Origin of the sequence: Pedobacter steynii, from assembly GCF_001721645.1 — a bacterium.
In the GTDB taxonomy this organism is placed as follows: domain Bacteria; phylum Bacteroidota; class Bacteroidia; order Sphingobacteriales; family Sphingobacteriaceae; genus Pedobacter; species Pedobacter steynii_A.
Genome location: NZ_CP017141.1, coordinates 1545344 through 1559350, shown reverse-complemented (window position 1 = coordinate 1559350; position 14007 = coordinate 1545344). Strand labels below are relative to the sequence as shown.

The following is a 14007-nucleotide window of genomic DNA, read 5'->3' as shown; positions in this document are numbered from 1 at the left end:
ACAGCTTCTGAAACTTCAGTCTGATCGTTAATTTTCTGTACTAACTGCTTTAGCTATTGGTTCAGCATAATTTGCCAATCCATAATTCGTATCTAAGCTCTTTACCGGCTCTTTTACATGCCATTCAAACTCATCTCTGAAATGTCTGATGGCACTTGCTACCGGCCATGCTGCGGCATCACCTAAAGGACAAATGGTATTTCCTTCAATCTTTTTGGAAACGTCCACCAATAAGTCGATATCGCTCATTTTACCATGACCGTATTCCAGGCGGTGAAGGACTTTCTCCATCCATCCCGTACCCTCACGGCAAGGCGAACATTGTCCGCAACTTTCATGGTGATAAAAGCGGGAGAAGTTCCAGGTATTTCTAACGATACACTGATCTTCATCGAAAGCGATGAAACCACCCGAGCCCATCATCGTTCCAGTTGCAAAACCACCTTCAGATAAAGATTCATAGCTCATCAAACGGGGATCCCCATTGGCAAGTTTCAACGTTAAATTAGCAGGAAGTACAGGAACAGAAGATCCACCGGCAACAGTTGCCTTTAGTCTTTTGCCATTCGCAATACCGCCACACCATTCATCAGAATAAATAAATTCTTCTACCGGCAAGCCCAGTTCAATCTCATAAACCCCTGGTCTTACCAGGTTTCCTGAAGCGGAAATCAGTTTAGTTCCCGTGCTGCGGCCAATACCAATTTTTGCATACTCCTCACCACCATCATTGATGATCGGAACAGTAGCAGCAATAGATTCCACATTGTTTACCACCGTTGGGCAGCCATACAATCCTGCAATAGCAGGAAATGGAGGTTTGATCCTTGGGTTTCCACGTTTACCTTCCAATGATTCCAACAATGCAGTTTCCTCACCGCAGATATAAGCACCACCACCTGGTTGAACGTATAATTCCAGGTCATAACCTGTACCTAAAATATTTTTACCTAAAAATCCTGCATTTCTGGCCTCAGCGATTGCTTTCTCCAGAATACGGATCTGAGGCATCATCTCACCGCGTACATAGATGTAAGAAGTTTTTGCACCCAAAGCAAAGCTGGATACAATCATTCCTTCAATCAGTGCATGTGGGATATGGGTCATCAGATAACGGTCTTTAAATGTTCCCGGCTCCGATTCATCGGCATTACATACCAGGTAACGTGCTACTCCCTCAGGTTTAGCCAAAAAGCTCCATTTCATTCCCGTAGGAAATCCTGCACCCCCGCGACCGCGTAATCCAGACTTTTTCACCTCTTCCACCACTTCATCAGGGGTTAAAGTTTTCAAAGCTTTTTCCACAGCGCGATACCCGCCTTTCTGGCGATAGACATCAAATGTATGGATGCCTGGTACGTTTATATGTTCTAATAATAGTTTACGAGCCATTATTTTTTGCGTAAGTCTTGTATCAAATCGTCTACCTTTTGTTCATTCAGGTTTTCATAGAAGGTATATTCAGGACCTATCTGTAAAACCGGGCCATAACCACATGCTGCCAAACACTCCACGCCTCTCCAGCTAAATAAGCCATCTGCCGTCACCTCATTCTCTTTCACACCAAGGCTTTTTTCCAGGTGATCCATCAATTTCTCGGCTCCTACCAGACAACAAGGTCCTGTCCTGCAAACTTCCAGCACATATTTACCCTGTGGTTTCAAAAAGTACATGCTGTAAAATGAAGCCACTTCGTATACTTCAATAGGTTCGATATGCAGATATTCAGCAACTTTATCCATGGCATTCGGACTTAACCAGCCCAGCTCTGCCTGTACTTCATGCAAAATAGGCAATAAAGCAGATTTTTGCTTTCCTTCCGGATATCTCTTAACGATCTCTTCAAACTTTTCAATTAAAGCTGATGAGAACTGTACAGGTTGTGTTTCTTCTACTTTAAGCATCTAATTCTCCTGCAATAATATTCATGCTACTCATGTTGATAATGGCATCTGACAACAGCATACCTTTACTCATGGGAGCAAACATTTGATAATTAATAAAGCTTGGTCTTCTGAAGTGCAGACGGTAAGGTGTTCTTCCTCCGTCATTGATCAGGTAAAAGCCCAATTCCCCGTTACCGCCTTCTACTGCATGGTAAACTTCAGCTTTAGGGGCATCAATTTCACCCATTACAATTTTAAAGTGATAGATCAGGGCTTCCATATTGTTGTAAACCTCTTCCTTAGCAGGAAGGTAAAACTCAGGAACATCCGCGTGGAAAATACCAGCAGGTTCGTTCTTCAGTTTTTCCATGCCCTGTTCAATCAGGCGAAGGCTTTGCCACATTTCCTCATTACGTACCAGGTAACGGTCGTAAATGTCACCACTGGTGCCTACAGGAACTTCAAAATCGAAATCCTGGTAAGAAGCATAAGGTTCACTTACACGAACATCATAATCTACACCTGTAGAACGCAGTAAAGGACCTGTCCATCCATAATCCAGGCCTTGCTCTGCGCTAACGCGGGCAACTCCGGCAGTACGGTCTATAAAAATCCTGTTGCGGTTCAGAAGACTTTCGAACTCTTTTAACGCTACAGGAAACTCTTTTAAAAATTTATTGATTTTCGAAAAGGCGATATCGTTGAAATCGCGTTCAAAACCTCCGATACGTCCAATATTTGTGGTCAGACGTGCACCACAGATTTCCTCAAAGATTTCATAAATGTGTTCTCTGAACTGAAACAGGTAAAGGAAGGTCGTGGTAGCTCCGGTATCCTGGGCAATGATCGTATTACAGATGATATGATCTGCAATCCGGGAAAGCTCCATGATGATTACCCTCAGGTAATCTACCCTTTTAGGCATCTGGATATTCAACAGTTTTTCTACCGTCATGTGCCATCCCATATTATTGATCGGCGAAGAACAGTAGTTTAACCTGTCGGTTAAGGGGGTAATCTGATAGAATGGACGATGCTCTGCAATTTTCTCAAAAGCACGGTGAATATAGCCTATGGTTGAAACACCGCTCACTATACGCTCTCCGTCTAATTGAATTACATTTTGAAAAACACCATGGGTTGCAGGGTGAGTCGGGCCCAGGTTAAGGGTAACCAACTCATTCTGAGGATCGTTATCTGTATATACCGGTTGATTGTGATTCATGTGCTTATCTACCAAAGTATTCGTCTTTTTTATCTACTCTGTTTGGGTCTTCCAAAGGATATTGCTTCAACATCGGGTGAACACCGAGCTCATCCATGTTCAATATTCTTCTCAGATCCGGGTGACCTTCAAATTTAACTCCGAAGAAGTCATAAGTTTCTCTTTCCATCCAGTTTGCGGCATTCCAGATTACCGTTGCGGTAGGAATAGTCGGATGATGCTCGTCAATAAAAACTTTCACCCTCACCCGGATTCTTTTCACCATGCTGTGCAGGTGATAAACCACCGCAATACCATGCTTTTTCTCCGGATAATGAACTGCAGTAATATCTGTCAGGAAATTAAAATTCGCAATGCTGTTTTCTTTCAGAAACTTTAATACCTCAATAATGGCATCTTTAGTGGTCTCTAAGGTAAGCAAACCATAAGGTTCATTTACTCCTGTAATTTGTCCGCCGAACTTTTCAGTCAGCGCATCAATGATTTCCTTGTTTGTCACCTCTGTCATTATAGTATTCCGTATGAAGCCAACATTTCTTTATACTGATCTGAATTCCTTCTTCTTGAAGACTCATTCTTTACCAGCTCCTGGATCTTACCAAACCCATCCAGAATAGCTTCCGGACGTGGTGGGCAACCTGGAACGTAAACATCTACAGGTATGATCTCGTCAATTCCCTGAAGTACAGAATACGTATCGAAAATCCCTCCGCTTGAAGCGCAGGCACCTACAGCAATCACCCAGCGGGGTTCTGCCATTTGTAAATACACCTGCTTTAATACAGGGCTCATTTTCTTGGCAATAGTACCCATTACCATTAATAAATCAGCCTGACGAGGAGAAAAACTTAAACGTTCAGATCCAAAACGACCAAAGTCATAATGAGAACCCATGGTAGCCATAAACTCGATACCGCAACAAGAAGTAGCGAATGGAAGTGGCCATAACGAATGGGAACGTGCCAAACCAATTACTTTGTCTAAAGAAGTGGCGAAAAAACCAGATCCTTCTATGCCTGGAGGCGCGTCTACTATATTGATGTCACTCATGATACAAAACGAAAAAAGGTTCATTCCTACAAAGAATGAACCGCAAATTTACAATATTTTGGAAGCAAATGACCTAAACTAACATCATTTAGAAACAATCTAAATAGGTTAATTCCAGTCTAAAGCTTTCTTTTTCAAAACGTAGATAAAACCGAGTAACAAGGTGCCCATAAAGATGAACATTTCTACCATACCGGTCATTCCGAGCTCTCTGAAGTTAACTGCCCAGGGATACATGAAGATCACCTCCACGTCAAACAGAACAAACAGAATGGCGACTAGAAAGTATTTAATAGAGAAAGGCTGACGCGCATTCCCGACTACTTTAATCCCTGCCTCAAAAGTTGATAATTTATCTGCAGTCTTTCTTTTAGGGCCTAAAAAATGTGTTGCAATTAAAGTAACAACAACAAATCCTAAAGCAACAATAACTTGAAATACAATAGGTAAAAAATCTACAGGTACACTTTGGGTTTCCATGATATTAAATTTGGGACAAAATTAAAAGAAAAAGGCAGGATATCAACCCTGCCTTTTTCTTTTATTCGAAATTATTACTTTTTCTTTACCGGGCTCTTAGGCGCTGGTGAAGTTAATTGTTTTAAACGCTCTTGTGCTCCTGAGTTCTGAGGATCAATAGCCAATGCTTTTGTCAGGTAATCTTTACCTTTTTCTTTATCAGTCTGTGCATAGTAAGAACCAGTATACACATAGGCTTCAACAAGTTCTTTAGGCACTGAAGCAGCAAGCTCTGGTTTAGTTACCGTAACCAATTGGATCAATTGATCGTAGTAAGGAACGGCTAACCATTTCGGGTTATTTGCATCGTCAGCATATTTTGCGATACGCGCTCTGTAAGCATAAGCTAAAGCAAAGTCGTTTTTAAATTTGATGATAGAAGCAAATGCAGAATCTGCATCAACTAAAATCTTCTTATCCGGATTTTGATTCGCTCTATCTTTAAGTGCATAGTCATAATACTTAGCTACCCCTAAATAATAAGAGTTAGTCAATGCGTTTTTCCCATTAGGGTTTGATTTAACCGCAACAGCAAACACATCACCAGCCTTAGCATAGTTTTTAGCTTTGAAAAGTGACATCGCCACTTCTTCTAAAGCTTCAGCATTTGTAGAATCTTTCTCTACCGCTTTAACGATGTTTTTAAGCGCCAGACTATCATTTCCGTTTTGCATTAAAGCTCTTCCCAGATATAAGTAATCTGAAGCTACAATACGTGAAGTATCCTTTACTTTCGCAAAGAAATCATTCATATATTCTAAACTTTTTGGATAGTTTTTGTTCTCGTATGCGGAATAACCACGTAGTCTCGATACCACAAGACTTTTTGAATCATTAGGATTGCTGGTAGCCAATTCGCTGGTCACCTGCTCTAAAGTCTGGTAATCTTTTGCATAAAACAAGAACTGTGCATAACGCAGTTTTGATTCGTACGACTGATCAGTCAGATCCAGGTATTTTTTATAGTTGGTCAAAGCTAATGCAGATTTAGCTGCTTGCTCAGTAGCAATCTGATTTGCCCATTGCATATAAAGCTCTGCGATCTCTCTGTAAGCAGGACCGTAGTTTGCATCAGCAGCAATTGCCTCTTTCAAACGCTCTTCAGCTTCTGGAAATGCTCTTGATTCGGTATACATTCTACCAATCTGAACTGTTGCTCTTAACAGGTTTGCATTGATATTCAATGCACGCATGTAGTTCTGAAGCGCTTCAGAGTTCTTTTTCTGCAAAGCGTAATAATCACCTAACGCCAAAAATGTTTCTGCATCTTTATCGTCTTTATCCAGCTCATCCGCCTTTTGAAGGAAAGGAAGCGCTGAGGTAAAGTCAGGTTTATCAGTTGCGATATATGCTTTACCAATATACAGTTGAGGGATATAATCTTTTTTAGAAGATACCTCTACTGCTTTATCAAAATTAGTTTTTGCGGAAGTTGGATTATTTGAAAATAAATCAGCCTCACCCAAACCAATATAGTTTAAAGAGTTTTTTGGATCAGCGGCAACGCCTTGAGTAAATACTGCTCTTGCAGAATCCACATAATCCATTCTCAGATAAACATCACCTAAATTAAAGTAATTTTCTCCTTTACTAGCTTGTGATTTCACCAACGCTTTAAGCATCGATGTCGCTTTCTGGTACTGTTCGGCATCTACAGCCTTTTTTGCATCATTTAAGCTTTGAGCAAAAGAGGCAGAACCCATCACTACTAAACCTAAACTTAAGGTTATTGCTTTCTTTGTCATTTTCATGGTTCACGATTGTTTTTTAATTGTGATGAAGCTGGTTGTACAGGCTTCATTTTTCAAATATAAAATTTAGTTTGTATTCTTAAAATTAAATTCTCTCGGCATCATCTTATGCGGACCTAGTCCGGACTTGAGGACAATCAACTGTCCCCGAGGGCTTACTAACCAGTTTGCAAAACCTGTGCCTAAACCTTCACGTCCCTCTGCATTTATGATATAAATGTTCCTTAAAAATGGATAAACGCCACTGATTAAATGCTGCTGAATGGGCTTGTAGAAGGCATCATCCCCTTTTTTGCCTGCTAAATTCTTTACCCCCATCATTTTTACTTTAGAAATAGATTCTTCCATTTCTTTGCTGTTGGAGATTAGCCAATTGACGCCAATTACCCCAATAAAGTCCTTTTTATCCGCAACGTATTTAATCACATCATTATTGTTCTGTAAGGTATAAACTCCTTTTTCAGGAAGCTTTGTGATACCGGCAAGTTCTTTAAAATAGCGCAGCGTACTGGAATAAGCGTTGTCAAACACCAGTTGCTTACTACTTTTTGATGTTCCCTTTAAAATTTCAATCACTTCATTAACAGTAATGTTACTGTCTACATCCGCCACATTTGTAATCAATGCAATGCCATCAATTCCAAATCTGGATGTTCTTGGCACAATGCTTCTGTTCCGGTACATTTTATCTTCATCCGGTCTCAGCATCCTGGAAAGGATAATCACCCTGATGCTATCGTTTAAAAATGTCGGGACAATCTTATTTTCATTGCCCTCAACAACCTTAAACTCTGCATTTGGATAATCTGTATTGAATACAGCAATCTGATCTGCCAGCACCCTGGAAAACGACTCGTCTACCAGTATTTTCACATCCCCGGTGGTGCGGCTCTGTTCCACCGTATTTTCTTTCTTCACAGACCGTTTGCAGGCTGCGAAAACAAATAACAATAATATCAGACTTAGATGTTTCATTTGATTTTAACTATTTATATGTTTTTATGGCACCATCATAAGTTATCAATAGAATATTAACTTATGATCGCTTCATTTAATCGTTTTTTTGGTTAATCAAACGGGTGAATCTAATTGCAGCATAAGCGATTAGCAAAAGGCCGAACAGGATGCGGTAAGTTTTTTGTATTTCAAAAGGAATATCTTTCCAGAAGATCAATAACAATCCAAGGATCAGATAAAAAGTAAACATCACTAGGCCTAAAATGAACAGAAATCGCTGTTGAGGCGATTTCTGTTTAAATGTTTTCAAGTTAAACATTCTTTTATTCTATTGTGATAAGGTAAAGCTGATTGGAATATTATACTTCACACGTACCGGTTTTCCGTTTTGGATACCCGGAGTCCAACGCGGACTTGCTTTCAATACTCTGATCGCTTCTTCATCTGTACCACCACCAAGTTTTCTTTCTACTTTGATGTCGGTTAAGTCTCCATTTTTCTCTACTACGAAAGATAAGAATACTTTACCCTGAATGTTATTCTCCTGAGCCATTGCCGGATATCTCACCGCTTTTTTCAAATAAGCGTAGAATTTCTCCATACCTCCAGGGAAACCTGGCTGTGTTTCAATACTCACGAAGTCATATACCTTGGTATCTTCAACTACTGCTGCTTGTTTAGGGCCATCTCCAACCGGACCGGCAATAACAATATCAGCTGTAGGATCACCTTCGATCGTTTTCTGACCCGGATCTGCTTTTTTCAAATCTTCGATCTGAACAGGCTCTTTATCAATTACCTCATTATCCGGTTTTACAATCGGAGGAGGGAATTTGATCTGATCCTGCTTCGGTGGCGGAGGCTCTACCGGTGGCGGTGGAGGGGTATCCGGATTCACCGGCGGCGGTGGCGCAACCACTACCTCTACTTGTTTCACAACTTCCTCTTCAGGCAAAGAGCCTTTGATTAAGTTGAAAATCTTAGGAGATACAAACGCAACTACAAAGATGGTAGAGGCGATAAGTAAAGCCTTAGTGGTATTTGCAGCACTCGTACTACGAAGCTCGTAAGCGCCATAGGCTTTGTTTTTGTTTGCAAATACTACATCAAGCCACTCCCGTTTCAATAAATCTATTTTAGAACCTAACATAGCTTACTATTTAATATTTTTAATTCTCTTATTATAAAATTCCAGCACTCTTCATGAAATCTTTTTCAGCATCAGTAATGTTCTCATCGTCGATTGCGGGTGCAGTAGAGATCTTAGTGATCGCTAATTCATCCATAACATCAACGAAGTTTTTGTAAGTAGCTCCTGAAGTTGGCTTAATCACCATGATGATTTGTCTTCCGCCAGTACCTTCAGCTACTTTTTTCTTATTAGCTAATATTGATTTTCTGAGCTCAGCAAATCCTTCTACATTAGGTTTTGATTTACCCGCTTCTCCCATGTACCAGGCTACTTTATTGTTTTTACCCAATAATATAGTCATTGTTTCGGAAGCACGTAATTCGTTCCTTTCTGTAGATTTATCATCCTTATCAGGTTTTGCAATATCCATTGCAATTGGTTTTGACAGGGAGGTGGTTAACATAAAGAAAGTGATCAACAAGAAGGCTAAATCCACCATCGCTGTTAAATCGACTTTGGTATTGGCTTTCTTGGTTCTGACTTTCTTATCCTTTTTCCCCCCGCCGGAGGTATCTAATTCTGCCATGATATATTTCTATTTAGCATCGCCTTCGGCGGATGTGATTAAACTGAATTTGTTGATTTTTTGCTTTTGCAGAATATCCACGATCTTTTTTACTGCAGGGTATTCTTCCTTCGCATCGCCTTTAATACTTACGCGCATTGAAGTAGAATGTAGCTCTGCTACCGAGGTACGTGATTGCAGGATCCATTCAGCCAACTGATTGTTTGTTGAATCTGCAGGAATACCACTTTGTAAACCCGACTTGGTGCGTTCATCACCATTCATCATGATAAACTGCTTTAAGTTCTGAATTGGAACACCGAAAGAGCCGATTACACCAAAACGTTTCCGCTCTTCAGGAGTGAACTTAACGCCATATTTCTCACCCATTTTGTCGAGGGTCGACATTTTAATGTCATTCCCAACGATCTCATAAAACACTTTGCCTTTTCCGATCGACAATATACCCATGTCCAAATCAGGAACTTTAAGTTTATAAGTCGATGAAGGGATAGTAACATCCAAAGGATCAGGCTGACGTGCTGTTGCTGTTAAAATAAAGAAAGTAAGCAATAGGAAAGATACGTCGCACATGGCGGTCATATCTATCGCAGTACTCTTTCTTTGAACCTTTGCTCTTGGCATAATTTTAAAAATTACTTATGTATTTAACTAATGATGTTAATTCTTCCGGTTTTCCATAAAGCCGGTAAAAAAAAATACATTATTTTTTATTTATGCGTAGAAGCGTAAGTTTGGATGATGCTGAAACCTGCTTCATCAATTGCATAAGTCAATTTATCAATTTTAGAAGTCAAGATGTTATACATGATAATCGCGAATGTAGAAGTACCGATACCAGTTGCTGTGTTAATCAAAGCCTCAGAGATACCAGTTGCTAATGCAGCCTGATCCGGAGCACCAGAGTTAGCCAAACCACCGAAGGCCTTGATCATACCTGTTACTGTTCCTAATAGACCTGTTAATGTACCTACTGATACTAATGTTGCAATTACAGTTAAGTTTTGCTCCAACATTGGCATTTCTAATGTAGTTGCTTCTTCGATATCTTTCTGGATAGCTAAACATTTCTGATCTGTATCCATGTTTGGCTCAACTTCCATTTCTCTGTATTTTTTCAAACCAGATTTAATTACGTTAGCCACAGAACCTTGTTGTCTGTCACACTCAGCCATAGCACCTTCGATGTTGTTTGAGTTTAAAAGTCCTTGTACTTTCTTAACAAAAGCATCTAAACTACCTTTACCAGTTGCTTTTCCAATAACAATCATACGCTCAATAGAGAACACGATAACCATTAAAAACATACCCATTAATACCGGTACAATTGGACCCCCTTTGTAAGCCATACCCGCATAGTTACCCACTTTTGGAAGTGTTTCGTGCAAATCCGGATCTGCTCCATCAATAAAGTTACCTCTATCACCTAAAATAAATTTGTAAATCAGAATCCCGATGATGATACAGATAGGAATTGTCAATGTTGCGAATAAATTCGAAGCAGATGAGCTTTCTTTTTTAACTGTTGTTGGTTTTGGTGCGTTTGCCATTTTTTTTTAGTTTTTTAGTTTTTAGTACTTGTGTTTTTTAAATTTAGACTATTATTCCGTAATACACACAACGATCATTACAAACAATTGTTGTAAGAACAAATTTATAACTTTGATTTTAATTCCAAATTAAATAATCGTTAGTTCCTTCCCTTTGAGATATCTCCCCCCTGTCCGTATCGGCGTATATTAAAAAAGATTGTCTCGGTGTGGAGACAATCTTTCACAATTAAAACTAAAAAAAAATAGAAATGCAAATTTTTGAGCAAAAAAAATGCTTTAAGGCGCGTTTTCGACAACTTTAGGGAATGAAGCAAGCATTTCTTCACTTGCATAGGCTTCAAACTGTTTAAAATTGTTCACAAATGCCAACGACAGTTCATTCGCTTTCTGGTCATATTTTCGCTTGTCTTCCCATGTATTTTTCGGATGTAATATTTCTGATGGGACGCCCGGACAGGCATCAGGAATGTGTAATCCGAAGATGGGATCTGCATTAAAGTTTTCTTTTTCCAGCTCTCCTCTTAAGGCAGCAGTAATCATAGCCCTGGTATATCCCAGTTTCATCCTTTTTCCAACCCCATATGCACCACCACTCCATCCGGTGTTTACTAACCAGACATTTACATTGTGTGCACGCATCTTTTCACCCAGAAGAGATGCATATTTTGTAGGGTGCAGTGGTAAAAATGCTTTACCAAAACAGGCAGAGAACGTCACCTGTGGCTCTGTAACACCAGCTTCCGTTCCGGCAACCTTCGCAGTATATCCTGAAATAAAGTGAAACATTGCCTGACCAGGAGTTAATTTCGAAATTGGAGGCAACACGCCAAAGGCGTCTGCAGTAAGGAAAAATATGTTTTTAGGAATTCCTGCAATCGATGGATTGACTGCATTATCGATGTAATGAATCGGATAAGCTACTCTTGTATTCTCTGTTTTCTCAATATTTGTGAAATCTACCGCTCTTGTTCCAGGGAAATAATTGGTATTCTCCAGTAAGGATCCAAATTTGATCGCTTTGAAAATCTGAGGCTCTTTCTCTTCGGTAAGATCCACACATTTGGCATAACATCCTCCTTCAAAGTTGAAAATAGTATCTCTACCCCAGCCATGCTCGTCATCTCCAATCAACCCTCTTTCAGGATCAGCAGATAAAGTTGTTTTTCCTGTTCCGGATAAACCAAAGAAAATTGCCGTATCACCAGCTGCGCCCACATTAGCAGAACAATGCATAGATAAGGTATTCCTTTGCTCCGGAAGAATAAAATTAAGTACAGAAAAGATTCCTTTTTTAATCTCACCGGTATAGCCTGTCCCACCGATAAGGATCATTTTTTTAGTAAAATTCAATATGGAGAAATTTCCCTGGCGTGTACCATCGATTTCAGGGTTAGCAAGAAAACCCGGAGCAGCAATGATTGTCCATTCCGGCGTTTCTGTAACTTCTTCTTCACCAAACCTTAAGAACAGGTTATTTGCAAACAAATTCTGATAAGCAGTCTCTGTGACTACCCTGATGGTAGTTTTATAACTTTCATCCGCACATGCATAGGCATCCCTCACATAATATTTCTGCTGATTAAGGTAGTTAGTTACCTTTTCCAGAAGCGCATCAAAGTTTTCAGGACTAAATTTAATGTTAATGTCCCCCCACCAAACGGATTCCTCTGTCTGACTATCGCAAACAATAAATCTGTCTTTTGGAGAACGACCGGTAAATTTACCCGTATCGATTGCCAATGCTCCGGTATCAGCAAGTGTTCCTTCTCCATTTTTCAAGGCCTCTTCAACCAATTGTGCTACATCAAGCTGGTATAAGGATTGATCTGAATTCAAATTCAAATAGCTTAAATCCGGCTTAAGCGTAAGTGCTTTGCTCATAAATAAATAAGTTAGTGAGGCAAAGTTATACAGATAAAAAGGGAAAAGCAGTGCTTTTGCAGGAAAAATTTTACTTATTGTTCGCCTTACACTAACACACAATTGCCTGTAAATAAGTAAATTACAAAATAATTAAAGGGACTAATTACCCTCCGGATTTTTTGACTTTATATCCCTCTTTCTGAAGAAGAAGTAGCACCTTATCTCTAAAGTCTCCCTGAATCAGTATCTCTCCATCTTTTGCCGCCCCTCCTACTCCACATTTAGACTTTAACATTTTAGCCAGCGTCTCCAGCGCATCAGTACTGCCGATAAAACCGGTCACCAGAGTAACCCCTTTACCACCACGGTTTTTCCGGTCCAGCGTTACCCGCAGGTCCTGCTGTTGGTTAGGAATTGGTTCATTGGATTCTTCGGCATCAGACTCATATATAAAAGAAGGGTCTGTAGAAAACATAATCCCTCCAAAATCATTCAATATTTTCTTTTTAGCTTTCATAATCAGGTGTAATGATATTTAATGATAACGGAGCAATGGAGACCTCTATTTCTTTACCCATAAAAAAAGGCTCCCCGTCAATATGTATGGCATCGTTAGACATTCGATTGATCCGGATCTCTTTTCCCTGGATGATCTCTACCATATCAGATTGGTCCGCAGAGGCATTTAGCATATGATAAGCCAGTACCGGAATTTTGTATATCGGAAATTCTTTGATAATACAAACATCTAATAAGCCATCTGTAATAGATGCATTTGGAGCAATATGGGCATTATTTCCATATTGCGAAGAATTGGCCACACTCACCACAAATGCTTTTCGGATATACTCCTTACCGTCTATATATATATGGTAAACCTGTGGCTTATAATTGAGCATTTCCTGGAACCCGAGTTTCAGGTATCCCGAAAGCCCACGGGACTTATTACCGGCAAAAACAGAACTGATGTGTGCATCAAATCCCATCCCCGCCATATTAAAAAAGCACTTGTCATTAAATCTCGCCGTATCAATTACCCGGACGTTACAGTCATTGATCACTTTAATGGCCTTGGCGGTATTCATCGGAATTTTCAGGAACCGGGACAATCCGTTCCCCGAACCAAATGGAAGAATTCCCAGGATCTTATTTTGCTGCATCACCTTCGTCCCGATCTCATTGATCGTTCCATCCCCGCCCACGGCAACAATAATGTCGAAATTTTTATTCGCTGCTTCCTCAGCAATCTCTGAGGCATGGCCAATATACTCCGTAAAGCTATAATTCGCATTAAACTTGGAACGGTCCAAATTTGCATCGATCAGTGCCGGGATTTTCAGCTTATCCTTTCCTCCCGAGATGGGATTGATAATAAATAAAATATTCGATTTTGACAAAACGCTGGTTTAAATACGGTACAAAATAATTGATATTTTTTGACTATTTGAATATATATAGTAATTTTGCAACATTAAAGTGGACTGA

15 protein-coding genes are annotated in these 14007 nt (G+C 39.8%); all 15 read right to left on the bottom strand.

The window, feature by feature from the left end; translation table 11 throughout:
* Nucleotides 1-27: 27 nt before the first annotated feature.
* Entirely contained in the window at nucleotides 28-1392 is a 1365-nt protein-coding gene (gene nuoF, locus BFS30_RS06365) for an NADH-quinone oxidoreductase subunit NuoF (protein WP_069378514.1), read from the bottom strand.
* Nucleotides 1392-1904: a complex I 24 kDa subunit family protein gene (gene nuoE / locus BFS30_RS06360; protein WP_069378513.1), complete on the bottom strand. Its 513-nt coding sequence runs from the start codon at nucleotides 1902-1904 to the stop codon at nucleotides 1392-1394. The genes nuoF and nuoE overlap by 1 nt, the downstream gene beginning before the upstream one ends.
* Nucleotides 1897-3111 (bottom strand): NADH-quinone oxidoreductase subunit D, encoded by a 1215-nt coding sequence (locus BFS30_RS06355; protein WP_069378512.1) that lies wholly within the window; start codon nucleotides 3109-3111, stop codon nucleotides 1897-1899. The genes nuoE and BFS30_RS06355 overlap by 8 nt, the downstream gene beginning before the upstream one ends.
* Before the next feature lie 4 nt (nucleotides 3112-3115).
* Entirely contained in the window at nucleotides 3116-3619 is a 504-nt protein-coding gene (locus BFS30_RS06350; RefSeq protein WP_069378511.1) for an NADH-quinone oxidoreductase subunit C, read from the bottom strand.
* Entirely contained in the window at nucleotides 3619-4161 is a 543-nt protein-coding gene (locus BFS30_RS06345) for an NADH-quinone oxidoreductase subunit B (protein ID WP_069378510.1), read from the bottom strand. Before BFS30_RS06345 ends, BFS30_RS06350 begins: the two co-directional genes overlap by 1 nt.
* 108 nt (nucleotides 4162-4269) lie before the next feature.
* Nucleotides 4270-4641, bottom strand: coding sequence for an NADH-quinone oxidoreductase subunit A (locus BFS30_RS06340; protein ID WP_069378509.1), 372 nt, complete (start codon nucleotides 4639-4641; stop codon nucleotides 4270-4272).
* Between the two features lie 74 nt (nucleotides 4642-4715).
* Nucleotides 4716-6431, bottom strand: a complete 1716-nt coding sequence (locus tag BFS30_RS06335) for a tetratricopeptide repeat protein (protein ID WP_069378508.1) — start codon at nucleotides 6429-6431, stop codon at nucleotides 4716-4718.
* A gap of 66 nt (nucleotides 6432-6497) precedes the next feature.
* Nucleotides 6498-7406, bottom strand: coding sequence for a substrate-binding domain-containing protein (locus BFS30_RS06330; RefSeq protein ID WP_069378507.1), 909 nt, complete (start codon nucleotides 7404-7406; stop codon nucleotides 6498-6500).
* A 310-nt stretch (nucleotides 7407-7716) separates the two neighbouring features.
* Nucleotides 7717-8538, bottom strand: a complete 822-nt coding sequence (locus BFS30_RS06320) for an energy transducer TonB (protein ID WP_069378505.1) — start codon at nucleotides 8536-8538, stop codon at nucleotides 7717-7719.
* A gap of 31 nt (nucleotides 8539-8569) precedes the next feature.
* Nucleotides 8570-9106, bottom strand: coding sequence for an ExbD/TolR family protein (locus tag BFS30_RS06315; RefSeq protein ID WP_069378504.1), 537 nt, complete (start codon nucleotides 9104-9106; stop codon nucleotides 8570-8572).
* Nucleotides 9107-9115: 9 nt separating this feature from the next.
* Nucleotides 9116-9730: a biopolymer transporter ExbD gene (locus BFS30_RS06310; RefSeq protein ID WP_069378503.1), complete on the bottom strand. Its 615-nt coding sequence runs from the start codon at nucleotides 9728-9730 to the stop codon at nucleotides 9116-9118.
* Nucleotides 9731-9816: 86 nt separating this feature from the next.
* A complete protein-coding gene (locus tag BFS30_RS06305) occupies nucleotides 9817-10656 on the bottom strand; it encodes a MotA/TolQ/ExbB proton channel family protein (protein WP_069378502.1) in 840 nt (279 codons plus the stop codon).
* A 279-nt stretch (nucleotides 10657-10935) separates the two neighbouring features.
* Nucleotides 10936-12540, bottom strand: a complete 1605-nt coding sequence (gene pckA / locus BFS30_RS06300) for a phosphoenolpyruvate carboxykinase (ATP) (protein ID WP_069378501.1) — start codon at nucleotides 12538-12540, stop codon at nucleotides 10936-10938.
* 145 nt (nucleotides 12541-12685) lie between these two features.
* Nucleotides 12686-13039, bottom strand: a complete 354-nt coding sequence (locus BFS30_RS06295) for a translation initiation factor (RefSeq protein WP_069378500.1) — start codon at nucleotides 13037-13039, stop codon at nucleotides 12686-12688.
* A complete protein-coding gene (locus BFS30_RS06290; protein ID WP_069378499.1) occupies nucleotides 13029-13919 on the bottom strand; it encodes a diacylglycerol/lipid kinase family protein in 891 nt (296 codons plus the stop codon). The genes BFS30_RS06295 and BFS30_RS06290 overlap by 11 nt, the downstream gene beginning before the upstream one ends.
* Nucleotides 13920-14007 lie beyond the last annotated feature (88 nt).